This window comes from Clostridium fungisolvens (genome assembly GCF_014193895.1).
GTDB lineage: Bacteria > Bacillota > Clostridia > Clostridiales > Clostridiaceae > Clostridium_AR > Clostridium_AR fungisolvens.
Genome location: NZ_BLZR01000001.1, coordinates 4,896,658 through 4,919,879, shown reverse-complemented (window position 1 = coordinate 4,919,879; position 23,222 = coordinate 4,896,658). Strand labels below are relative to the sequence as shown.

Genomic DNA, 23,222 nt, shown 5'->3' with positions numbered 1-23,222 from the left:
ATAACTAAATTTATCTTATATAAAGTTTATTCAAATCTGGAGATTAGTTTATAAAATATATATGAGATTAAACTTATATAAGCGTAATTTTTATTATAAATAGAATTTAAATTTAAATAGTTTTAATGATGAATAGTTTACTATACTATCTTTGCATTAAGATTAAATATAAAGCTTAATTCCTAAACTGAATATAAACTCTAAATAATTCTACGGACTTTTCTTCTTGTGCACTTCAACTAAAAACTATTAAACATGAATGTTAAAATTTAAAAAAAGATAAAAAGATAACTTTTTAAAAATTTACGCCTAAAATGCGGGTTAAAATAGACCTTAGTAAAAAGTAAAAAGGACTATCTTAATAATAATTCTATAAGATAGTCCTTAAATATACTTTTGTTGTATTAAATCTTATTCTTCATCATCAGTATTTTGATCTTGTTCTGCTCTCTCAAGCAACTCATTTAAACTATTATCTTCACTAGATACTACTGGAACTTCTTCTAGCTCCACAGCTACATCACTTCCATCAGCATCATCATCTGAAGACTTTTCAGTGTATGGTATTTTTGCTACAGCAACTACCTTTTCCTCTTCTCCGGTTCTCATAAGAGTAACACCCATTGCAGATCTACTTGTAACTGATATATCAGAAACATTAATTCTTATTGCAACACCACTACTATTTATAAGCATTAATTCATCATCAATCTTACATATAGTAGCACCAACTACTTTACCAGTCTTCTCTGCTAGTTTATAAGTTATTAATCCCATTCCACCTCTGTTTTGAACCTTATATTCAGATACAGGTGTTCTTTTACCAAATCCATTTTCACTTATCACTAGAACATCTTCTTCATCAACTGCTATATCCATACAAACAGCCATATCATCTTCTCTTAGATTCATAGCCTTTACACCTGAAGCTGTTCTTCCCATCGGTCTTACATCTTTTTCATTGAATCTTATTGCATAACCGTTTTGGGTGATTATCATTATATTAGCATCTCCATAAGTTACTTTTGCCTTTAGAAGCTCATCCTCTTCTCTTAAACTTATAGCAATCAAACCATTCTTTCTTATATTTTGGAATTCACTAAGTGGTGTCTTTTTAACTAAGCCCTTCTTAGTTGCCATAAATAAGAATCCCTCTTGGTTCATATCCTTTATAGTCAAGACAGTGTAAATTCTTTCATCTTGCTCTAAAGGTAATATATTTATAAGATTTGTTCCCTTAGCAGCTCTTCCTGCATCAGGTATCTCATAAGCTTTAAGTTTAAATACTTTACCTCTGTTAGTAAAGAATAATAAATTCGTATGAGTTGAAGTTATGAATACATGCTCCACAAAGTCATCTTCTTTTGTAGTCATCGCCTGTATTCCCTTTCCCCCTCTTCTTTGAGCAGAGTAAGTATCTGCTAATATTCTCTTAATATAACCACTATGAGTTAATGTAATAACAACTTCTTGTTCTTGAATTAGATCTTCATAGTCTATTTCATTCTGATTCTTAGTAATTTCAGTTCTTCTTTCGTCAGAATATCTAGCTTTTATTTCAAGAAGTTCTTCTTTTATAACACTTAGAAGTTTTTCTTCACTTCCTAGTATCTCGTTCAAGTAATTAATAAGTTTCATTATTTCGTTGTACTCTTCTTCAATCTTATCTCGCTCTAAGCCAGTAAGTCTTCTAAGTCTCATATCTAAAATTGCTTGAGTTTGAACATCACTTAATCCAAACTTTTCTTTTAATTCATTCCTAGCAATTTCAGTAGTTTTAGAATTTCTTATTATGCTTATAACTTCATCTATGTGATCAAGTGCTATTCTTAAACCTTCTAAAACATGAGCTCTTTCTTGAGCCTTGTTTAATTCAAATACTGTTCTTCTCGTAATAACTTGTTTTTGGAATTCTATATAGTGAACCAGTACTTGTTTTAGATTTAAAACTTGAGGTTCATTATCTACTAGAGCTAACATTATAACTCCAAAAGTGTCTTGCATCTTAGTATGTTTGTATAATAAATTAAGAACTACATTTGGATTCGCATCTCTTTTAAGTTCTATTACTATTCTCATACCATCTCTGTCTGATTCGTCTCTTAGGTCAGAGATACCATTTATCTTTTTATCTTTTACTAAGTCAGCAATATTCTCTATTAACTTAGCTTTATTAACTTGATAAGGTAACTCAGTTACAATAATCTTATGTCTGCCTTTTTCTTCTTCTATGGCAGCTTTAGCTCTTACAACAACTTTTCCTTTACCAGTTTCATAAGCTTCCCTTATTCCTGATAAACCCATTATAGTTCCTGCAGTAGGAAAATCTGGACCTTTTATATGTCCCATAAGCTCAAGTACAGAGCTTTCTGGGTTATCTATAAGCATTATGGTACCATCTATAACTTCACCTAGATTATGAGGAGGTATGTTAGTAGCCATACCAACTGCTATACCTGATGACCCATTTACCAATAGGTTAGGGAATCTAGATGGAATAACAATAGGTTCTTGTTCTTCACCATCAAAGTTATCCATAAAATCAACTGTATTCTTATTTATATCCCTTAACATTTCAACTGCTATCTTATTCATTTTTGCTTCTGTGTATCTCATAGCAGCTGCTGAATCTCCGTCTACAGAACCGAAGTTTCCATGGCCATCTACAAGCATATATCTCATGGAGAAATCTTGTGCCATTCTTACAAGAGCATCATAAACTGATGAATCACCATGTGGGTGGTACTTACCTAAAACTTCTCCGACAATTCTTGCACACTTTCTGTAACCTTTGTCTGGTGCTAAACCAAGTTCATGCATAGAATAAAGAATTCTTCTATGAACTGGTTTTAAACCATCTCTTACATCTGGAAGTGCTCTACCTACTATAACACTCATAGCATAGTCTATATAACACTTCTTCATTTCGTTTTTTATGTCAACTGGAAGAACTTTTCCCTCGTTATAATTCATGTACTTCACCTCTTTTAGTACTAAACATCTAAATTGCTTACATACTTAGCATTTTGTTGGATAAACTCTCTTCTTGGATCAACCTTATCACCCATAAGTATTGTAAATATCTCATCTGCAGCCATTGCATCTTCAATTGAAACCTTAAGAAGAATTCTTCTATCAGGATCCATAGTTGTATCCCAAAGCTGACTAGCATTCATTTCACCAAGACCTTTGTATCTTTGTATACCTACAGAATTATCCTTACCACCAATCTCCACTAATTTATCCTCTAATTCCTTATCAGAATATACATAATAGTCTTTTTTGGCTTTAGAGATTTTAAAAAGTGGTGGTTGAGCTATATATACATGACCTTGATCTACAAGTTCTCTCATGTATCTGTAGAAGAATGTTAATAGCAATGTTCTTATATGAGCACCATCAACGTCAGCATCTGTCATTATTATTATTCTATTGTATCTCAACTTCTCAACATCAAAATCTTTTCCTATACCTCCACCAAAAGCAGTTACCATGGAACGTATAGTATCAGACCCTAATATCTTATCTAATCTTTGCTTTTCAACATTCATTATCTTACCTCTTAAAGGTAAAATAGCCTGGAACCTTCTATTTCTTCCTTGCTTAGCAGACCCCCCTGCAGAATCTCCCTCAACTATGTATATTTCACACTCTAACGGATCCTTAGATGAGCAATCTGCAAGTTTACCTGGCAAAGTTGATCTTTCAAGAACTGACTTTCTTGTAAGTTCTCTTGCCTTTCTAGCTGCTTCTCTTGCCCTTTGAGCAAGTAATGATTTTTCTATAATAACTTTTCCAACTGCAGGATTCTCCTCCAGGAACTCACTTATACCTTCTCCAGCTATACTATCAACTACACTTCTAACTTCACTATTTCCAAGCTTAGTTTTAGTTTGACCTTCAAATTGTGGTTCAGATATCTTAATCGATACAACAGCAGTTAAACCTTCTCTTATATCATCACCAGATAAGTTCTTTTCATTTTCCTTAAGATGACCAAACTTTTTACCGTAATCATTGAATACTCTTGTTAAAGCAGCTTTAAAACCTACAAGATGAGTTCCTCCCTCAACAGTATCAATATTGTTTGCGAAAGAAAACATATTTTCATTATATCCATCATGATATTGTAAAGATACTTCTACAGCTATGCCGTCTTTAACACCTTCAACATATATCGGCTCATCATGTAGCACTTCTTTATTTCTGTTTAGATAGCTTACAAATGATTTTATACCACCTTCATAAAAGTAGTTTTCACTCTTTCCGTCTCTTTCATCTGTAAGTTGTATATTTATGCCCTTGTTTAAGAACGCTAACTCTCTTAATCTTTGAGATAAAATTTCAAAATCATATACAGTTTCCTCAAAAATTTCATGATCAGGCTTGAAGTGAGTTTTTGTTCCCTGACCGTCATCTTCACCTATCTTAGTAAGCTCACTTGTAACATTTCCCTTTGAGTAAGTTTGCCTCCATACGCTTCCTTCTCTGGTTACAGTAACTTCACATAGTTCAGATAAAGCATTAACTACGGATGCACCTACTCCATGTAGTCCACCTGATACTTTGTATCCTCCACCGCCAAATTTGCCACCAGCGTGAAGAACTGTCATAATTACCTCAACAGTAGATTTTCCCATCTTAGGATGTATCCCTACAGGCATACCCCTTCCATCATCAATTACTGTTATTGAATTATCTTCATGTATATAAACTTCTATATTTTTGCAATAACCAGCAAGAGCTTCGTCTATACTATTGTCTACAATTTCATACACAAGGTGATGAAGACCTCTTGAACTAGTACTACCGATATACATTCCTGGTCTCTTTCTAACTGCTTCAAGACCTTCTAGTACTTGAATTTGACTTTCATCATAAGTCTGTTTATTTTGTTCCACCACTCAATTCCTCCTAAAATTTAATAAACTAAGTAATACAAAATTAGATATCGGACGATTTATGGCGTATAATCTATATCCGTTCTTTTTGTAAGTGTAGATGAGGATATTGGAGAAAGATATATCTTACTTTTTTTATCCACTTCAGCAATTACAAAAGATTTGGGTTTGTCATTAGTTATCCTTTCTACGAACCCATCTTCTTCTGCCATCCTTAAGAATTGGCTAGTATCACTACTATACATAGTAGTTTGTATATCAAAAATACCAATAACATCTTTGATTGGAACCACAACATTTTCCCCTAAGTGTAAAAACAATTAAAACTCCTCCTCTATGTTAGAATTACACCATCCTGAACCTTAAAAACCCTAGCTTTTTCATCTAAGTACTCAGTCAAATCTTCTATTCCTGTACAAGTTATAACAGTCTGTATCTGTCCTATAGAAGTTAAAACATATCTTTTTCTATTAAAGTCAAGCTCAGAAAGCACATCATCTAAAAGCAAAACTGGGTATTCTCCAGTTATATCTTTTATAATTCTTAGTGATGCAAATTTTATTGATAACACAGCTGTTCTTTGTTGCCCTTGAGATCCATAACTTTTAGCATCTATATCATTAATCAAGATTAAGAAATCATCTCTATGTGGTCCAATAGAAGTAAGTCTTTTTTCTATATCCTTACTTCTATTTTTCTCTAAACCCTCTAAAAAGGATTTTTTAATATCATCTAAATTTTTAATACTAGATAAATATTTAAATTCTATTATTTCCTTGCCAGATGTTATTTCGTTATGTACAATCTTGCCATGCTCGTTGAGCTTATCTATATACTTAATTCTTTCTTTAACTATGTATTCTGCGAATTCACTAAGTTGTAAATCATATATGTCTAGCATAGATACATCTACTTTTTTTTGCTTTAAAACAGTATTTCTCTCATTTAATATCTTGTTGTATTGAACTAAACTATAGTAATACTTTTTATTTAATTGAGAAAGCTCCATATCTAAAAATTTTCTTCTTATTCCAGGACTTTCTTTTACAATCTTTAAGTCTTCAGGTGAAAACATAACAACATTAAAGATACCTACTAATTCTCCAATTTTATTTATTTTAATTGAATTAACCTTAATAGCTTTTTTACCATCTTTGAATATATTGATATCAATTCTTTTATCTATTCTCTCTTTACCTACACTTAAGCTTATAAACGATTTTTCTGAATCCCAATTAACAAGTTCCTTATCTCTATTGGTCCTGTGCGATTTAGCAAAGCCACAATAATACATAGCCTCTAATATGTTCGTTTTTCCTTGAGCATTATCTCCCATAAAAACATTAACATTTCTTCCTAGATCAATAGTTATATTTCTATAATTTCTGTACTCAAGTAACATAATCTTTTTTATATACATATAAGCACCTATTTAATTATACCACATTTATTAATAGCATATCTTATTTAAATATTACTAAATTATTTTATAGTCTTCATTATCAAATGTAACCACATCGTTTATTCTAAGTTTTTTTCCTCTTTGAAGACACACCTCTCCATTTACAAGTACATCGCCTTCTTGAACATAAATTTTAGCCTCTGCTCCAGTTGAAGCAGCTCCACACCACTTTAAAAATGCATCCAATTTTATAAATTCGGTATCAATTCTAATTTCATTCATTATATTGTTAAAATTTTAACCACAGCATATTTTCATTGTGATTTCTCACAAATGAATATGTTATAGAAAAAACCTACTCCTTATTTTTTATTTAACCAATCTTACTGGTACTACTAAGTATTTACTATTTTCATTAATTTTATTTTTTATAACACAAGGAGAGACACTACTAGTAAGTTCAAGTATAACTTCATCTTCTTCCATGTTTTTAAGAACATCTAATAGGTATTTTGAATTAAATGCAATTTGTATCCCTTCACCTTGCATATTTACAGATATCTCTTCTCTTACTTTTCCCAATTGAGAATTAGATGTTATCACCATGGCATCATCTTGGATATCTAATTTAATTAAATTGCTATTTCCTTCCTTTGCCATTAAAGATGCTCTTTCTATACTATTTTGTAAAGATTGTTTCTTTACAGTAACACACATTTTATATTCTTGAGGAAGAATTGAATTATATTGAATAAACTCTCCTTCAAGTAATCTGGATATTATCTTAGTCTGACCTAAGTTAAATAATATATGATTTGCAGTAAATGTTATGTTAACTAAGTCTTCAGTATCTTCTAGTATCTTAGCAACTTCATTTAATGTTTTTCCTGGAATTACCGCATTTATAGTATTTTGCGAATCAATAGCTTCTCTTCTTAGTGCTAATCTATATCCATCTAATGCAACTAAATTTAAATAATTATCCTTAACTTCAAACAATATTCCTTGCAGTATTGGTCTTATTTCATCTTGTGCAATTGCAAAAGATGTGCCTTTTATCATATTTTTTAATTGGTTTTGAGGAACTGAAAAAATCATATTTTCATTAATATTTGGTAAACTAGGGAAATCATCAGAACTCATATAAATTAAGTTAAATACTGATTTTTGGCAAGTTATCTGAATTACACTATTATCAAGTGTTTCTATCTTAACCTCATCATTAGGTAATTTTCTAATTATTTCTCCAAATATTTTAGCATCTACAACAATTGAACCTTTTTCTATAATATCAGCTTCAAGCTTTGTTTCGATACTTACATCTTTATCAGATCCAATAAGAGTTATAGTACTACTATTTGCATTAATATAAACACCTTCTAATATAGGCATTGTTGATCTTCCTGTTATAGCCTTTTGAACTATTGAAATAGAATCTTGTAGTTTACTTTTATCACATATAAAAATCAAAGTGAAAACCTCCTTAATTAATTAACAAGTAATGATGTATAGATATATATAAATAAATAATTAATTACAGTAATAATAGTAGTAGGGGCTGGGGATTTGTTGAAAAGTACTTCTAGCCCTTAAAGTAAGCCAAAAAACAGTAAAAAAATACTGTGGATAAGTTGTTATGGATTTTATAACTTATCCACATTATTCACGGAGCAGCATTAAAATTTAAGTTATCCACAGTATATTATAAAGTTATTATGTACAGATGTTAATTATTTTTGAGTAAGCTTTTTTGTTATGTCATTTACTGTATTTTGAAGAACTTCATCAGACTTTAAGCCGCCTGATATCTTTTCGTATGCATGTATTACAGTTGTATGATCCCTTCCTCCAAATTCTTCACCTATTTTAGGAAGAGACATATCTGTCAATTTTCTTGAAAGGTACATTGCGATTTGTCTAGGATAAGCTACATTTCTAGTTCTTCTCTGAGATTTTAAATCTTCTACTCTTAAATTAAAGTAATTTGAAACTGTTTCTTGAATCAATTCTATAGTAATATGATTTCCTTGTTTGTTAGATATAATGTCTTTTAATGCTTCTGAAGCGAGATCAACAGTTATTTCTCTATTTGTTAATGAAGAATAAGCAACTATTCTTATAAGTGCACCTTCAAGTTCCCTTATATTTGACTTGATTTTTGTAGCTATATAGACCATAACTTCATTTGCTACGTTTAATTTTTCAACATCAGCTTTCTTTTTTAATATTGCCATTCTTGTTTCAAAATCTGGTGCTTGAGTATCTGCTATAAGGCCCCATTCAAATCTTGATCTTAATCTATCTTCTAATGTAGGAATTTCTTTTGGTGGTCTATCTGAAGATAAGATAATTTGCTTGTTAGCTTCATGAAGTGTGTTAAATGTATGGAAAAACTCTTCTTGAGTTCGTTCTTTTCCTGCGATGAATTGAATATCATCTATTAGAAGAACATCTACATTTCTATATTTATTCCTAAACTCTTCATTTGTGTCGTCTTTGATTGCATTTATTAATTCATTAGTAAATTTTTCAGAAGACACATAAACTACTTTAGCTTTAGGATTATTCTTCAGAATATAATGGCCAATAGCATGCATTAAGTGCGTCTTTCCAAGACCAACTCCTCCATATATAAATAAAGGGTTATAAGCTTTGGCTGGAGATTCCGCTACTGCAAGAGATGCTGCATGGGCAAATCTATTACTATTACCTATTACGAATGAATCGAAAGTATATTTAGGATTTAAAGTAGCAGACATTTCATCATTAACGCTAACCACAGTATTATTAGAAGCTTCTTCTTTACTTGGTGTAGCTGAAATAGGTTTATCTTCTTGAAGCTCAGACTGGATTAGGAATTCAATATTATATTTTTTAGAAGAAACAAGTTTGATTGCCTGCACGAAAAGAGTTTTGTAACGCTTCTCTATTATATCTTTTGTGAAATCATTTGGGACACTAAACTTTATTGAATCAGAATCCATAGATATAGGTTCGCAACTCTTTATCCAAGTATTAAAACTTACCTCAGACATCTCACCCTTCATTATATTCAATGTTTTTTCCCACATTTGGTTTAGTTGGGCATCCATTTCCTATCCTCCAGTCAAAAAATTTTTTATTAGCAATTTCTAATAATAACAGTTTATTCACAAAAATATATACACCCTATTAAGATGATTGACTATGTAAATAAAATTATTCACATGTTGATAACTATGTTAATAATTTTAATCATAAAAACTTATCAACATATGTTAATTTATATTAAATAACACTATCAACAACAGTATAATAATAGAAAAAGGGCTAAAAATATATAATGTATAAACCACTTATATACACAAATGAGTAAGTTATACACAGACTTATCAACAGTTGTGGATAAGTATTAGCGGGTTAACAATTTATACACAGCCACCTCTTAATCATATCATAAAGAAATAAGCCTGTTCAATAACTTATCCACAAAAAATATATGGTATTATAAAATTATCAACAGCAATTGATTTTCTTGACATAAGAACACTTGAAATATATAATTAAAAAGTAAATCTTAAAATCAATAAGATTCAGTGACAGAATAGTTTTTTACTATAAAACATAATTAACTGAAGGGGGTGTATTATAGATGTTCATGACATACCAACCTAAAAAGAAACAAAGAAAAAGAGAACATGGCTTCAGAAAGAGAATGGCTACTGCATCAGGTAGAACTGTTCTTAAGAGAAGAAGACAAAAAGGTAGAAAGAGATTGACAGCATAAGGGCCGCTTTAGTGGCCTTTTTCTGCAACTGCAGAAAAAAAGGAGAATATCGAAGCTATGGCAGATCAAAAACTAAGAAAGAACATGGAATTTAGAAATGTGTATAGACGAGGTAAATCCTTTGCTAATGATTTGCTTGTATTATATATATATAATAATAGAAGAAACAGAGATGAAAAAGGTATACCATACAATAGGGTAGGAATTTCTGTTAGTAAAAAAGTCGGAATTAGCGTAATTAGAAGTCGAGCTAAGAGATTAATAAGTGAAAGTTATAGATTGAATAATGAGAATATAAAAAGAGGAAATGATTTAGTGTTCATTGCAAGGGTAGCCATCAATGAAAAAACTTATTGGGATGTCCAAAAAGCTATGATCAACTTATTTAATAAGGCAGGTTTAATAAAAAATGAAAAGGATTTTAATTCTAATAATAAGATTCTATAGAAAGTTTATTTCACCTTTAAAAAGACCTTCTTGTATATATTACCCTACTTGTTCTCAATATGCAATTGAAGCGATACAAAAGTATGGATCCTTAAAAGGTGGATTCATGGCTATAAAAAGAATATTAAGATGCCATCCATTTCACGAAGGTGGATATGACCCCGTGAAGTAAGAGAGTGTAGGAGGTTAGAATTTTGTTACAACCAATAGTTAATTTCTTAACTAATATTTTTACAGCATTACATAGTTTCGTACTTAACATAGGTATTACACATGTAGGTACATCATATGTTTTAGCTATTTTTATATTAACTCTAATTGTTAGGTTAATATTATTACCTCTAAACATAAAACAGATTAGATCTCAAGCTAAGATGCAAGAGGTTCAACCAATAGTTCAAGAGATGCAAAAGAAATATAAAAATGATCCTCAAAAAGCACAAATGGAAATGATGAAGATCTATAAAGAGAATAATGTAAGTCCCTTTAGCGGATGTTTACCATTATTAATTCAAATGCCTATTTTGTTTGCTTTATATGGAGTATTTACTAGTATAAATGTACAGGGTGCTTCTTTCTTATGGATACCTAATTTATATGCGAAAGATCCATTCTATATATTACCTATCCTATCTGCTGCAACAACATATTTATCCTCATATTTAACAACAAAAACAACAGCCAATACTAGCCAGCAAGGCGGTATGAATATGGGTTCTATGAATATAGGTATGTCGCTTATGATGGGATTTATGGCACTAAACTTTAGATCAGCATTAGTTCTTTATTGGATAATGGGTAACTTAATTCAATTAGTTCAGACTTATTTTTTAGTTATAAGACCAGCTAATAAGAAGAAAGCATTAGCAAGTTAATATATATATTGTATTTTAATACTAAGCTTTTAGTATAATAAGGTGGGTGACTAGGGTATGCAGAAAACTTTAGAAATTACAGGAAAAACTGTAGAGGAAGCTCTAAAGAATGCTCTAAAGGAATTGAATGTTACAGAAGATAAAGTTGAGTATAACATTGTTGATGAGGGGAGCAGAGGTTTATTTAATTTTATAGGTAGTAAACCAGCTAAGATTCTTGTTACAGTTAAGCGTGATTATGTTCTTGAGGCAAAGACATTTTTAAGAAGTGTTTTAGATTCAATGGATATAAAAGCTGAAATAAGAATAAAAGAAGATGATAATGTTTTAAATATCAATCTTTTAGGACCTAAAATGGGAGTTATAATTGGCTATAGGGGGGAGACATTAGATTCCCTACAATATCTTGTTAGTCTAGTTGTTAATAAAGGACATGATATCCCATATAAGAGAGTAGTTCTAGATACAGAAAATTATAGGGTTAAAAGAGAAGAAACATTAAAACGCTTAGCAGATAAAACAGCCTATAAGGTTAGGAAGTCTGGCAGACCATTTAAACTTGAACCTATGAATCCATATGAGAGAAGAGTAATTCATTCTGCTCTTCAAGGCAACCAAACTGTATATACATACAGTGAGGGAGAGGAACCATATAGAAGAATAGTAGTTGATATAAGAAGAGAAAAATAGGAAAGCCATTTAGGCTTTCTTTTTGATTTACTTTTTTTTAATATGTTTTGACTAATAAAGTTTATTTTTGTAAAATGAATATTAGTTTTAAAGATATGCTAGTTCAAATAAGACGTAAATAAAAGTTCTTAACTTTATAAGAAGTTTTATTTATAAATTTTTATAAAGTTAAGAATTTATAGTATTTATAAAGGTTTTATTGATTTTATTAGTTGCCCTAAAGCAATAGAATCTGATAATTTTATAAAAAGTTAATAAGTCTTGGTAAAACGGATAAATTAGAGGAGATACTATAATTATAAATTTAATAATGAGGAGGACAGCATGAAAGAATTTGATACAATTGCTGCTGTTGCAACTGCACTTGGTGAGGGTGGGATTTCTATTATAAGAATTTCTGGTAATAAATCACTAGATATAGTATCTAAGATTTTTAGAGGAAAAAGTAATTTAAGTATATTAGAAATGAAGCCTTATACAATGAGGTACGGTAATATAGTAGATTCAAAACAAGAAATAGTAGACGAAGTAATTATAAGCTACATGAAGGGGCCTAAGAGTTTTACTGCTGAGGACACTGTAGAGATTAATTGTCATGGTGGAGTAACGTCAACTAATAGGGTATTGCAAGAAGTTATAAAATCTGGAGCAAGACTTGCTGAACCTGGGGAATTCACAAAAAGGGCATTTTTAAATGGTAGAATTGATTTAACTCAAGCAGAAGCAGTTATAGATATAATACGAGCTAAAACAGATTTATCTATGAAATCAGCTATGATCCAGAGTCAGGGGTTGCTTTCCCGGGAAATAAATTCTTTAAGAGAAAAATTACTAAATGTGTTGGCACTTATTGAATTTGCCGTGGATTTTACTGAAGACGATGAGGAACCAGATGCAACTATACCTATAAGGGTTGGTGAAAATCTTCAACTAGTAATAAATGAAGTTGATAGGTTATTATCAAGTGCAGATGAGGGTAAGATTATAAGAGAAGGGTTAAGTATGGTTATAGTTGGAAAACCCAATGTAGGAAAGTCTTCCCTTTTAAACACTCTTTTAAGAGAAAAAAGAGCTATTGTTACTAATATACCTGGAACCACTAGAGATGTAATTGAAGAATATATTAATTTAGATGGAATTCCTATTAGAATTATTGACACTGCAGGCATAAGAGAAACTGAAGATGAAGTAGAAAGAATCGGAGTACAAAGATCAAAAGAGAAGATAGATGAAGCTGATATCATAGTATTTATGGTTGATGCAAGCAGAGGTTTGGATAGCGAAGATAGAGAAATATTAGACTTCATAAAAGATAAAAAGTATATAACTCTATGTAATAAGATTGATTTAGATAAGAACATAGAAGCTAATGACTTAGATGTTCTTAGTAATTCAATAGAAGTATCTACAGTAACAGGCTATGGAATTGATTCTTTAAAAGATAAGATAAAGGATATGTTTTTTAAGGGTCATATAGATAGTGAAAGTGTAATTATAACTAATACTAGACATAAGCAGGCGCTTTATAGAGCTAAAGAAAATTGTGAAGTGGCTTTAAATCAAGTTAGAAACAATGAATATCTAGACTTGATTTCTATATACGTCACCACTGGTTTAAGAGCTCTTGGAGAGATTACCGGATCAGAACTTGAAGAAGATTTAGTAAATAAAATCTTCTCTGATTTCTGTGTTGGAAAATAGGAGATGGAAATGAAGTATTTAGCTGGTGAATATGATGTGATTATTATAGGTGCAGGCCATGCTGGTTGTGAAGCAGCGCTTGCTTCCGCTAGAATAGGATGCAAAACCTTAATTTGTACTATGAATCTTGATAGCATAGCATTAATGCCATGTAATCCTAATATTGGAGGTACTGCAAAGGGTCATCTAGTAAGAGAAGTTGATGCGTTAGGCGGTGAAATGGGAATAAATATAGACAATACATTTATTCAATCTAGAATGCTTAACACATCTAAGGGACCTGCAGTTCATTCACTTAGAGCTCAAGCTGATAAAAAGAAGTATCAGCAAAGAATGAAGAGTATTCTAGAAGATCAAGAGAACTTATACATAAAGCAAATTGAAGTTGTAGAAATAGATGTAGAAGATAATAAAGTTATCGGAGTTCAAACCAAGAATGGTGCTTATTTCAAGACTAGAGCTGTAGTTGTTTGTACCGGTACTTACCTAAAGTCTAGAATTATTATTGGTGATGTAAGTTATAATGGTGGTCCAAATGGGCTCTTTCCAGCCAACGAATTATCTAAAAGTTTACTAGATTTAGGGATTACACTAAGAAGATTTAAAACAGGAACTCCTGCAAGAATAAATAAGAGATCTGTAGACTTTACAAAAATGGTTGAGCAACCAGGTGATACAAGAATTGTTCCATTTTCTTTCATGAGTGATGATATTAATAGAGAACAAGTTTCCTGTTGGCTTACATATACAAATAGTCAGACTCACGACATAATAAAAGACAATATACACAGATCACCAATGTATAATGGTTCTATAGAAGGTGTTGGACCAAGATATTGTCCTTCTATTGAAGATAAGGTTATGAGGTTCCAAGATAAACATCAACATCAAATATTTATAGAACCAGAAGGTGAAGATACTGCCGAGATGTATGTAGGTGGAATGAGTTCCTCTTTACCAGAAGATGTTCAAGTACAGATGCTTAAAACTATTAGCGGACTTGAGAATGTAGAAATGATGAGAACTGCATATGCAATTGAATATGATTGTATAGATCCAACTCAACTTAAGCCATCTTTAGAGTTTAAAAATATACAAGGCCTTTTTGGAGCTGGGCAGTTAAATGGTAGCTCTGGATATGAAGAAGCTGCATCTCAAGGAATAGTAGCTGGAATAAATGCAGCTCTTAAGGTTAAGGAAAAAGATCCTATGATTTTAACTAGAAGTGATGGATATATAGGTGTTTTGATAGATGACTTAGTGACAAAAGGAACAAGTGAGCCTTATAGAATGATGACATCAAGAGCTGAGTATAGGTTATTATTAAGACAAGATAATGCTGATTTAAGATTGACTGAAATAGGGTATAATGTTGGATTAGTCACAGAAGAAAGATATAAAAGATATACTGAAAGAAAAAATAATATAGATTCTGAGTTAGAGAGACTAAAAAAGTTACAAATAACTAATAAGCAGGAAGTGAATCAATTTATCGAGTCATTAGGGTCAGCAGAGCTTAAAAAACCTATAAGCATGTATGAGCTTATAAAAAGACCTGAATTAGATTACTTTTCAGTTGCAGAATTAGATAAAGAAAGACCAAGTTTACCGTATGATATAGGCGAACAAGTTAATATAATCTCTAAATATGAAGGATATATAGAAAAGCAACTAGAGCAGGTTGAACAGTTTAAAAAATTTGAAAATAGGCAAATACCTGAAGATATTGACTATAGCAATGTTAATAGCTTAAGAATTGAAGCTGTACAAAAGTTATCTAAGATACGTCCAATAAGTATAGGGCAGGCTTCTAGAATATCTGGTGTTTCTCCTGCAGATATATCAGTCTTACTTATACATTTAGAAAGCCTTTATAGGAGAAATAATAAGGCGGAGGAAATTTAGTATGATATACTATAGCATTTTAGAAAAAGCATGTACTTCTGTTGGTGTAGAATTCAATGAAGAAAAATATGAAAAGTTTATGATTTATATGAGACTACTAAAAGAGTGGAATGAGAAGATAAACCTTACAGCTATAACGGAAGATGATCAAATTGTAAAGAAACATTTTGTTGATTCGATAAAAGCATTTAATTCTCCATTGTTTAAAAGTGCTTCATCTCTAATTGATGTTGGCACTGGAGCTGGTTTTCCAGGAATACCTATAGCAATAATCAGAGACGAATTAAATGTTACTTTACTGGATTCTTTAAATAAAAGAGTAAATTTTCTAAATGAAGTTGCACAACAGCTTCATTTAAATAATGTAAAGACTATACATTCGAGAGCAGAAGATGGAGCAAGAAATAAGGAGTTAAGAGAAAAGTTTGATATAGCTACATCTAGGGCAGTAGCAAATATGTGTGTGCTTTCAGAATTCTGCATACCTTATGTTAAAGTTGATGGACATTTTATAGCTCTTAAGGGACCTTCAATTGAGGATGAACTAAACGAGTCTAGAAATGCGGTGGCAACTTTAGGTGGAAAGTTAGTTGAAGTGATACAAGTAAATATTGAAGATACGGATTTAAAACATAATTTAGTTGTTGTCAAAAAAATTAAAGAAACACCAAAAACTTATCCAAGAAAAGCTGGAAGTATATCGAAAAAACCTATAAAATAGTAGTATGTGTTTTTTTATAATATTAAATTGATTAATATAAAGTATATTGTCGGACTGTTTTTATATATAAAAAGAAGGATATTTGTATTTTATAGAGAATTTGTTAAATAATGGGATAACGTGTATTTTAACTTTTTTCGTAAGGATGGATGGGAAATGCATAAAGAAATTGTTCATGTCAATATTGATAAAATAATTCCTAATACTTATCAACCAAGAAAGTTTTTTAATGAAGAAGCTCTTGGGGAATTGTCACAATCTATTAGAGAACATGGTATAATTCAACCACTTACTGTTAGAGTAAGAGGTGAAATTTTTGAACTAGTTGCAGGTGAAAGACGATGGAGAGCAGCAAGGCTTGCTAACCTTGAAGAAGTGCCATGTACTGTTGTAGATATAACAGATTCTGAGTCAGCTGAAATTGCACTACTTGAGAATCTACAAAGAGAAGATTTAAATTTTTTAGAAGAAGCTGAAGCGTATTATAACTTGATTCAAGACCATCATTTTACTCAAGAACAATTAGCTGAGAGATTAGGGAAAAAACAATCAACGATTGCAAATAAACTAAGACTTCTTAAGTTAGGAAACGAAGTAAGAAATATTTGTATATCTAATAATTTAACAGAAAGACATGCAAGAGCATTACTGTCTTTACCTAACGAAGAACTACAGCTAAAAATAATAAATAAAGTCATAAAACAAGGTCTTAATGTTAAGAATACCGAAGATTTGATTAATAAGGAACTTTTAAAATTAGCTGGTGAAAGTCTATCAAAAGAAGGTAAGAAAAGGATGACAGGTGTTTTTTCTGCAAAAATATATGTTAATTCTATAAAACAAGTGTTTGATAAATTTAAGATACCTGCTGAGTATAAATCAAAAGATTGTGGCGAATATGTCCAAATAACCGTAAACATACCTAAAAATGCATCAAAATAATGTAGTTGGATTAGAAGAGGCTGTTGTGAAATAAACTAATTTAGTTTATAAGCATCAGCCTTTTTCATGTATAGAGAAAAATAGGTATTTCAACTAATATGATTCAGATAATTTATTTAATTTGGTAGTTTTTTTATAAATGTTTCACGTGAAACAATAAAATTAATAATTAATTACTTTAATTATTCTTGATTAAAATATATAATGTTTATATAAAGGAAAGGAGGTGGATGACTCGTAAGTTATAATAACTTAGAGTTGAATATGAAAAAGATATGTATATTTAACCAAAAGGGTGGGGTAGGCAAAACTACAACGAATATAAATCTCTGTTCATACATAGCAATGTTGGGGTATAAGGTTTTAGCTATCGATATAGATCCACAAGGAAATACTACAAGTGGGCTTGGGATTGATAAGAGAAAATTAGAAAAATCAATGTATGATGTAATAACTAATGATGTATCATTAAGAGAGATAATTAAACAAAGTGAGTTAGTTTCAAACTTATACATAGCACCAGCTAAAATGGAGTTAGCAGGAGCAGAAGTTGAAATTATAGAAAAAGAAAAACGGGAATTAATTTTACAAGAGAAGATAAGAGAAGTAGAAGATGATTTTGACTTCATTTTTATAGATTGTCCTCCTTCTTTAGGTTTTCTAACAATAAATTCCCTCACTTCATGTGATTCAGTATTAATCCCAATTCAGTGTGAGTTTTATGCTCTAGAAGGAGTTGGACAACTTATAAACACTATACAATTGGTAAAGAAATCATTAAACAAGAATCTTGAAATTGAAGGTGTCATAATGACAATGTATGATTCAAGAACTAATTTAAGTAATGAAGTTTATAAAGAAGTTGAGAAATATTTTAAAGATAAAGTATACAAAGTAACAATACCGAGAAACATAAGATTAGCAGAAGCACCTTCATTTGGCCTTCCTATAATGCTATATGATGAAAAATGCAAAGGTGCTGAGGCATATGAACAACTAACTAATGAATTTATCGAACGTCAAAAGGGGTGATGTAGATGAACAAGAAATTTGGATTGGGTAAAGGGTTGAGTGCTTTAATTCCTGAGGATGATAATGATACTAGTGAAGAAATGGTTAATAAATCAGCTACTCTGATCCCATTAAATAATATTAAAGCTAATGAGAGTCAACCAAGAAGATACTTCGATAATGATAAGATTAATGAGTTATCAGAGTCTATAAAAAATCATGGTATAATTCAACCACTAATATTGAAAAAAGAAAATGAAACTTACACTATAATAGCGGGTGAAAGACGTTGGAGAGCTGCAAAGCAGCTTATGCTAAAAGAAGTTCCTGCAATAGTTATGGATATTGATGATAAAGAAATATTGGAGATTTCCTTAATAGAAAATATACAAAGAGAAGATCTTAATGCAATTGAAGAAGCACAGGCATATGAAAGGCTTTTACATGAATTTTCATTAACGCAGGAAAAACTTAGTGAAAGAATTGGGAAGTCTAGAACTGCAATAGCTAATACTATTAGATTACTTAATTTAGATAAAAGAGTTCAAAGTTATATAATAGAAGGTGTATTAAGTGAGGGACATGGAAGGGCTATATTAGCTTTAAGTGATAAAGATAAACAATATGAAATAGCTCAAAAAGCGATAGATGAAAGTCTTTCTGTAAGAGATGTAGAAAAACTAATAAAAACATACTTGAGTAAATTTGATAAGGTTGAAGAAAAAAAAGATGAAGAAATTTTAAAACCTTATTATAAGGATATACAAGAGCAGTTACAAAATTACTTTGGTACTAAGGTGAATATTAACTCAAAGAAAAATAAAGGTAAGATCGAGATAGAATATTATTCTGAAGAGGACTTACAAAGAATATTAGAAATTATAAATATATAAAGTGTTTCACGTGAAACATTTATTATCATTTTAGAAAGGGACTTAGAAATGGATACTATAATAAGTAACATACAAGATTTTATGCCATATATAGTTATTGCGTTTTCAGCAATCATATTGTTATTGCTTATCTTAATAATTGTTCTATTCAGATCTTTATCAAAGGTTGAAAAGAAGTATAGAAAACTAATGAGAGGCGTTAATAATAAGAATTTGGAAGAACATGTTATAAGTTATTTAGATAAAATTGATGAAGCAAATAAAACTTCAGAAGCTGCTCTCGAACACTGCTCAGTGATTGAGGAAAGAATGAAAGGCTGTGTCCAAAAGGTTTCTATGATAAGATATAAAGCTTTTGAAGATGTAGGAAGTGATTTAAGTTTCTCTATTGCTATTTTAGATGATAATAATGATGGAATAATTTTAACTGGAATATACAGTAGGAATGACAGTACAACATATGCAAAACCAGTAGATAAAGGAATATCAAGATATGATTTATCTGAAGAGGAACTAACTGTATTAAATCAAGCAATTAATCGTGTAAATATACATTAACTAATAATATTATATTGTATAGAATAAATTTCTATAATAATAAAAGGTGGTACTAATTTAATTAGTACCACCTTTTATTATTTAAAACGTTAAGAATAAAAACAAGTTGTAATGGTAAACTATCATTTAAGGAGGGATAAATATGAACTTGTATATATCTGATGAATTAAAAAGTCTAAAATCTCAATTAGAAAAACGAGGTTATAATATAGTAACATGCAATGATCAGTACGATGCTATAATTTGCAACTTAAAAGAAGTTGATCTTTCACATTTACCATCTTGTAAAAGTTACAAATCAGAAGGTATAGTCATAATAGATAGTGGAAGTAAAAACGTGGATGATATTGAGAATATACTTATAAATAGAGTGTATTCAGCTATTTTATAGTAATTATTTAGAAAGTATACTTTCTATTTCAGCCTCAACAGGGTTCTTTTTAAATCCAATAGATTTTAATATACAATGATGTATACCACGAGATATAGCATCTGCAATTGTCATAACAGTGTACAGTCTAGTATTTTGTAGTACCATAAACTCTAAGCTACCGGAAATGTTTACTACACCTAGTATACTGATATCTCCTACAGGTGGAAGATTCTTATTAACAGCAATCCCAGGAAGCAAAGGCTTTTTATCAATATATATTTTGCCTACATTATCTAAATCACCAAGACAAGCATCTATAGCGATAATAAAAGGGTTATTGAATTTACAGTTAATTTCATCTAAGGTTGAATTAAGGTTTTTTGCGTGAACAGGTTCTTTTAAGTTGCCATAGATGTATACTTCACTTTGAATCATATATTTTAATTTTTCTCCAACAAGAGGCCCTAAAGAATCACCTGTAGACCTATCGGTGCCTATACATATAAAAACAATAGGTCTTTTTTGCTTAAGGATTGGAGTAAGCTCATCATATAAATAATCTCTTATAAGAAATGGAGATCTAATATTTGTAGAATCTATTGTGAATTTATTTGACATTAAAACACCTCCCATATTGGAATTATTACCAATAAGGAAGGTGCATATACTATAGAACGTCTACTTTTTTTAAAATTTCATAAAATACAACTAAAAACATACAAAAGATTATACCACTTATTCCAGCTACCTGTATACCTATAAAAATAGCAGCTAAAACTGCTAAAGGGTTAAGACCTAATGAAGAAGACATTATCTTTGGTTCTATTATCTGTCTTACTACAAAAACTATTGCATAAAGTATTAGTATGCCTATTCCATTTATATAATTTCTTGATGCTATATTCATTAAAGCCAGAGGAAAATAAATCATTGGCATACCTACTACAGGGAGTAAGTCTAAAACTGCACAAAGAATACTAAGAACTAAACTGTATTGAACTTTAAATATAGTAAAACCGATAAAAGTAAAGATAAAAGTAATAAATATTATAAATAGATAAGATAGTAAGTAATTCTTAAGCATTTTTCTTACATGATTTAATATAGTTATTAATTTGTCGCTATTGTTAGGTATTACATTGGTTAAAGATAAAGTATTTGAAGTAGAGACCTTTTTAGTAAAGAAATATGTTGTGATAAGAGTAAAAATTACAACCATGCCAATGTACGGTACATAACCTAAAATTGTTAGAGTTCCTTGTACTACGGAAGATCCAGCGCCTATTGTAAGATTTACTATCTTAGTAGCATAAGAAGATAGATTTTTTTCTATAGTATCAACAATAGTTGGATCAATATTTAAATTATTAAGGTAATTTTGTAATGACATAAAGTAGTTATATATGTCAGAAGAATTATTTGATATAAGTTTCTGAAGGTATTTTATTAATCCGATTAATTCACTAACTAAGGATGTAAGTATTATAACATTTAAGGATATTATTGTTCCGAAAAATACCAATGTACTTAAGATGGATGCTATCCATGATTTTAACTTAAGTTTTTCTATCATAAATCTAGTCGGTGATCTAAGTATTAGAGCAAATATTATTGCTAACACAAAAGGAAGTGTATATTTAAGTGTAGAAAAAAATAAGTAAAAGAATAGAGTATAGACCGCAAAAAAAATGGCTAATCGCTCAAGGCGTTGTTGAATATCTTGCATTAATAACCTCCTAAAATATTTTTTATAGCTTTATAAAGAGTTTCTGCATCTTCTAAGCTGTTAAAAAAACCAAGGCTTAGTCTTATGGTTCCTGTTGGATAAGTGCCGATGGTTTTATGAGCAAGTGGAGCACAATGAAGCCCAGTTCTCGTGATTATTCCATATTGTTTGTCCAAAATAAATGATATCTCAGATGGATCTCTATTTAAGATATTAAATGAAATAGTGGAAGTTCTCTCTTTTTCAATATCTTTAAAACCATACACAGTAATTTGGTTAAAGTCATTTAGTATTTCTAAAGTTCTCTTAGTTAGGGTTAACTCTTTATATTCAATTGTATCTAAACCAACACTTTGTATAAATTCAAGTCCTGATTTTAGGCCAACAATTCCAGGTAAATTAAGTGTTCCACATTCAAATTTATCTGGTAAATAATCTGGGTAAATTAAGGAACTAGACATACTGCCAGTACCACCAGTAAATGTTGGTAGAGTAGCTGCATTTAATTCATCACTAATTAAGAATCCACCGATTCCTTGAGGTCCTAATAAGCCCTTATGTCCAGTAAAAGCAAGAGCATCGCAGTTTAATAATTTAAAATCAACTGGTATGGCTCCGGCAGATTGGGCAGAATCCACAATGAAAAATATATTGCTCCCTTTACATATTTTCCCAATTATTTCTAGAGGTTGTATTGAGCCCACTACATTTGAGGCGTGAGAAAGTACTATAAGCCTTGTATTTTCTTTTATTAGACTTTTAATATCAGTTTCATTAACAATCCCGTTTGCATCACATTGTACTATATCTAACTCGATTTTACCTTGGTTTTTTAACATAGTTAGTGGCCTTAGTACAGAATTATGTTCCATAGATGAAGTTATAACGTGCCAACCCTCTTTTATAGCACCTAAAAGTAACATATTTAAAGAATGAGTTATATTTTGTGTAAATATAACATTCTCTGTTTTATCGAAATTAAAAAAATTGCATAGAGCTTCTCTACATTCATAAACCAACTCACTGCTCTTCAAAGAGGAAGTTGATGCACCTCTTCCGGCATTGCCTCCGTTATATACTATAAAATCATAAATTGATTTGCTTACAGTGTCTGGTTTTGGAAAGCTAGTAGAAGCATTATCAAAATAAATACTCATAATAATCATCCTTTGCTGTAAATATATAAATTAATTAATTACAATCTTAGAAGGTAATTAATTGATTTGTTATAATAATTGTTATTAAATAATACTAATATAATTTTGAATAAACTTCAATAATATGTATTATTGAATGAATAAAAAACAACAG

The 23,222-nt window shown here is 30.4% G+C and carries 23 protein-coding genes; 13 read left to right on the top strand and 10 right to left on the bottom strand.

All coding sequences use genetic code 11. The features are described 5' to 3' along the window. Positions 1 to 411: 411 nt before the first annotated feature. The 7 genes from gyrA to dnaA form a co-directional block, all read right to left on the bottom strand. The gene (gene gyrA / locus bsdtw1_RS21845; protein ID WP_183279582.1) at positions 412 to 2,973 is read right to left on the bottom strand and encodes a DNA gyrase subunit A; all 2,562 of its coding nucleotides are present in this window, start codon (positions 2,971 to 2,973) and stop codon (positions 412 to 414) included. 20 nt (positions 2,974 to 2,993) lie between these two features. Next, a complete protein-coding gene (gene gyrB / locus bsdtw1_RS21840) occupies positions 2,994 to 4,901 on the bottom strand; it encodes a DNA topoisomerase (ATP-hydrolyzing) subunit B (protein ID WP_183279581.1) in 1,908 nt (635 codons plus the stop codon). Between the two features lie 59 nt (positions 4,902 to 4,960). Further along, positions 4,961 to 5,221 (bottom strand): extracellular matrix regulator RemB, encoded by a 261-nt coding sequence (gene remB / locus bsdtw1_RS21835; protein WP_128210850.1) that lies wholly within the window; start codon positions 5,219 to 5,221, stop codon positions 4,961 to 4,963. A gap of 14 nt (positions 5,222 to 5,235) precedes the next feature. Then, positions 5,236 to 6,321 carry a DNA replication/repair protein RecF gene (recF, locus tag bsdtw1_RS21830; RefSeq protein ID WP_183279580.1) on the bottom strand — a complete coding sequence of 362 codons (1,086 nt, stop codon included), beginning with the start codon at positions 6,319 to 6,321 and terminating at the stop codon, positions 5,236 to 5,238. 57 nt (positions 6,322 to 6,378) lie between these two features. Next, positions 6,379 to 6,585 carry a S4 domain-containing protein YaaA gene (gene yaaA, locus bsdtw1_RS21825; protein WP_183279579.1) on the bottom strand — a complete coding sequence of 69 codons (207 nt, stop codon included), beginning with the start codon at positions 6,583 to 6,585 and terminating at the stop codon, positions 6,379 to 6,381. An 87-nt stretch (positions 6,586 to 6,672) separates the two neighbouring features. After that, complete coding sequence (dnaN, locus tag bsdtw1_RS21820) at positions 6,673 to 7,773, bottom strand: DNA polymerase III subunit beta (protein WP_183279578.1); 1,101 nt, start codon at positions 7,771 to 7,773, stop codon at positions 6,673 to 6,675. A 260-nt stretch (positions 7,774 to 8,033) separates the two neighbouring features. Next, positions 8,034 to 9,395, bottom strand: a complete 1,362-nt coding sequence (gene dnaA / locus bsdtw1_RS21815; protein ID WP_183279577.1) for a chromosomal replication initiator protein DnaA — start codon at positions 9,393 to 9,395, stop codon at positions 8,034 to 8,036. 539 nt (positions 9,396 to 9,934) lie between these two features. On the opposite strand from dnaA, the gene rpmH reads away from it, so the two are divergent. From rpmH to bsdtw1_RS21750, 13 genes are all read left to right on the top strand, one after another. Then, positions 9,935 to 10,069 (top strand): 50S ribosomal protein L34, encoded by a 135-nt coding sequence (rpmH, locus tag bsdtw1_RS21810; RefSeq protein WP_128210855.1) that lies wholly within the window; start codon positions 9,935 to 9,937, stop codon positions 10,067 to 10,069. Between the two features lie 57 nt (positions 10,070 to 10,126). Further along, complete coding sequence (rnpA, locus tag bsdtw1_RS21805; RefSeq protein WP_183279576.1) at positions 10,127 to 10,516, top strand: ribonuclease P protein component; 390 nt, start codon at positions 10,127 to 10,129, stop codon at positions 10,514 to 10,516. Then, complete coding sequence (gene yidD / locus bsdtw1_RS21800) at positions 10,479 to 10,688, top strand: membrane protein insertion efficiency factor YidD (protein ID WP_183279575.1); 210 nt, start codon at positions 10,479 to 10,481, stop codon at positions 10,686 to 10,688. The genes rnpA and yidD overlap by 38 nt, the downstream gene beginning before the upstream one ends. Positions 10,689 to 10,710: 22 nt before the next feature. Then, positions 10,711 to 11,391, top strand: coding sequence for a membrane protein insertase YidC (yidC, locus tag bsdtw1_RS21795; RefSeq protein ID WP_244638205.1), 681 nt, complete (start codon positions 10,711 to 10,713; stop codon positions 11,389 to 11,391). Positions 11,392 to 11,448: 57 nt separating this feature from the next. Continuing rightward, the gene (gene jag / locus bsdtw1_RS21790; RefSeq protein ID WP_183279574.1) at positions 11,449 to 12,081 is read left to right on the top strand and encodes an RNA-binding cell elongation regulator Jag/EloR; all 633 of its coding nucleotides are present in this window, start codon (positions 11,449 to 11,451) and stop codon (positions 12,079 to 12,081) included. 324 nt (positions 12,082 to 12,405) lie between these two features. Beyond that, positions 12,406 to 13,782 (top strand): tRNA uridine-5-carboxymethylaminomethyl(34) synthesis GTPase MnmE, encoded by a 1,377-nt coding sequence (gene mnmE, locus bsdtw1_RS21785; RefSeq protein ID WP_183279573.1) that lies wholly within the window; start codon positions 12,406 to 12,408, stop codon positions 13,780 to 13,782. 9 nt (positions 13,783 to 13,791) lie between these two features. After that, complete coding sequence (gene mnmG, locus bsdtw1_RS21780; protein ID WP_183279572.1) at positions 13,792 to 15,687, top strand: tRNA uridine-5-carboxymethylaminomethyl(34) synthesis enzyme MnmG; 1,896 nt, start codon at positions 13,792 to 13,794, stop codon at positions 15,685 to 15,687. A gap of 1 nt (position 15,688) precedes the next feature. Then, on the top strand, positions 15,689 to 16,408 hold the full coding sequence (rsmG, locus tag bsdtw1_RS21775; protein ID WP_183279571.1) for a 16S rRNA (guanine(527)-N(7))-methyltransferase RsmG: 720 nt from the start codon (positions 15,689 to 15,691) through the stop codon (positions 16,406 to 16,408). Positions 16,409 to 16,564: 156 nt separating this feature from the next. Beyond that, positions 16,565 to 17,350, top strand: coding sequence for a nucleoid occlusion protein (gene noc, locus bsdtw1_RS21770; protein WP_183279570.1), 786 nt, complete (start codon positions 16,565 to 16,567; stop codon positions 17,348 to 17,350). A gap of 264 nt (positions 17,351 to 17,614) precedes the next feature. Then, entirely contained in the window at positions 17,615 to 18,382 is a 768-nt protein-coding gene (locus bsdtw1_RS21765; protein WP_183279569.1) for a ParA family protein, read from the top strand. Positions 18,383 to 18,387: 5 nt separating this feature from the next. Further along, positions 18,388 to 19,254 carry a ParB/RepB/Spo0J family partition protein gene (locus bsdtw1_RS21760; protein ID WP_183279568.1) on the top strand — a complete coding sequence of 289 codons (867 nt, stop codon included), beginning with the start codon at positions 18,388 to 18,390 and terminating at the stop codon, positions 19,252 to 19,254. 48 nt (positions 19,255 to 19,302) lie between these two features. Beyond that, complete coding sequence (locus bsdtw1_RS21755) at positions 19,303 to 19,812, top strand: DUF4446 family protein (RefSeq protein ID WP_183279567.1); 510 nt, start codon at positions 19,303 to 19,305, stop codon at positions 19,810 to 19,812. A 142-nt stretch (positions 19,813 to 19,954) separates the two neighbouring features. Next, positions 19,955 to 20,203 (top strand): YkuS family protein, encoded by a 249-nt coding sequence (locus tag bsdtw1_RS21750; protein WP_183279566.1) that lies wholly within the window; start codon positions 19,955 to 19,957, stop codon positions 20,201 to 20,203. A 3-nt stretch (positions 20,204 to 20,206) separates the two neighbouring features. Here bsdtw1_RS21750 and yyaC read toward each other — a convergent pair whose 3' ends face one another. From yyaC to bsdtw1_RS21735, 3 genes are read right to left on the bottom strand one after another with little or no spacing between them, the layout of a single operon-like run. Continuing rightward, positions 20,207 to 20,803: a spore protease YyaC gene (gene yyaC / locus bsdtw1_RS21745; protein WP_183279565.1), complete on the bottom strand. Its 597-nt coding sequence runs from the start codon at positions 20,801 to 20,803 to the stop codon at positions 20,207 to 20,209. A 49-nt stretch (positions 20,804 to 20,852) separates the two neighbouring features. Beyond that, a complete protein-coding gene (ytvI, locus tag bsdtw1_RS21740) occupies positions 20,853 to 21,911 on the bottom strand; it encodes a sporulation integral membrane protein YtvI (protein WP_183279564.1) in 1,059 nt (352 codons plus the stop codon). After that, positions 21,911 to 23,068, bottom strand: a complete 1,158-nt coding sequence (locus bsdtw1_RS21735) for an aminotransferase class V-fold PLP-dependent enzyme (protein WP_183279563.1) — start codon at positions 23,066 to 23,068, stop codon at positions 21,911 to 21,913. Before bsdtw1_RS21735 ends, ytvI begins: the two co-directional genes overlap by 1 nt. Positions 23,069 to 23,222: the final 154 nt, after the last annotated feature.

Excerpts from the sequence above, each read along its gene's own strand:
- gyrA (WP_183279582.1), bottom strand. The coding sequence starts at position 2,973 with ATGAATTATAACGAGGGAAAAGTTCTTCCAGTTGACATAAAAAACGAA.
- recF (WP_183279580.1), bottom strand. The coding sequence starts at position 6,321 with ATGTATATAAAAAAGATTATGTTACTTGAGTACAGAAATTATAGAAAT.
- yaaA (WP_183279579.1), bottom strand. The coding sequence starts at position 6,585 with ATGAATGAAATTAGAATTGATACCGAATTTATAAAATTGGATGCATTT.
- dnaA (WP_183279577.1), bottom strand. The coding sequence starts at position 9,395 with ATGGATGCCCAACTAAACCAAATGTGGGAAAAAACATTGAATATAATG.
- rpmH (WP_128210855.1), top strand. The coding sequence starts at position 9,935 with ATGTTCATGACATACCAACCTAAAAAGAAACAAAGAAAAAGAGAACAT.
- rnpA (WP_183279576.1), top strand. The coding sequence starts at position 10,127 with ATGGCAGATCAAAAACTAAGAAAGAACATGGAATTTAGAAATGTGTAT.
- yidD (WP_183279575.1), top strand. The coding sequence starts at position 10,479 with ATGAAAAGGATTTTAATTCTAATAATAAGATTCTATAGAAAGTTTATT.
- jag (WP_183279574.1), top strand. The coding sequence starts at position 11,449 with ATGCAGAAAACTTTAGAAATTACAGGAAAAACTGTAGAGGAAGCTCTA.
- mnmE (WP_183279573.1), top strand. The coding sequence starts at position 12,406 with ATGAAAGAATTTGATACAATTGCTGCTGTTGCAACTGCACTTGGTGAG.
- mnmG (WP_183279572.1), top strand. The coding sequence starts at position 13,792 with ATGAAGTATTTAGCTGGTGAATATGATGTGATTATTATAGGTGCAGGC.
- rsmG (WP_183279571.1), top strand. The coding sequence starts at position 15,689 with ATGATATACTATAGCATTTTAGAAAAAGCATGTACTTCTGTTGGTGTA.
- noc (WP_183279570.1), top strand. The coding sequence starts at position 16,565 with ATGCATAAAGAAATTGTTCATGTCAATATTGATAAAATAATTCCTAAT.
- bsdtw1_RS21765 (WP_183279569.1), top strand. The coding sequence starts at position 17,615 with ATGAAAAAGATATGTATATTTAACCAAAAGGGTGGGGTAGGCAAAACT.
- bsdtw1_RS21760 (WP_183279568.1), top strand. The coding sequence starts at position 18,388 with ATGAACAAGAAATTTGGATTGGGTAAAGGGTTGAGTGCTTTAATTCCT.
- bsdtw1_RS21755 (WP_183279567.1), top strand. The coding sequence starts at position 19,303 with ATGGATACTATAATAAGTAACATACAAGATTTTATGCCATATATAGTT.
- bsdtw1_RS21750 (WP_183279566.1), top strand. The coding sequence starts at position 19,955 with ATGAACTTGTATATATCTGATGAATTAAAAAGTCTAAAATCTCAATTA.
- yyaC (WP_183279565.1), bottom strand. The coding sequence starts at position 20,803 with ATGTCAAATAAATTCACAATAGATTCTACAAATATTAGATCTCCATTT.
- ytvI (WP_183279564.1), bottom strand. The coding sequence starts at position 21,911 with ATGCAAGATATTCAACAACGCCTTGAGCGATTAGCCATTTTTTTTGCG.
- bsdtw1_RS21735 (WP_183279563.1), bottom strand. The coding sequence starts at position 23,068 with ATGAGTATTTATTTTGATAATGCTTCTACTAGCTTTCCAAAACCAGAC.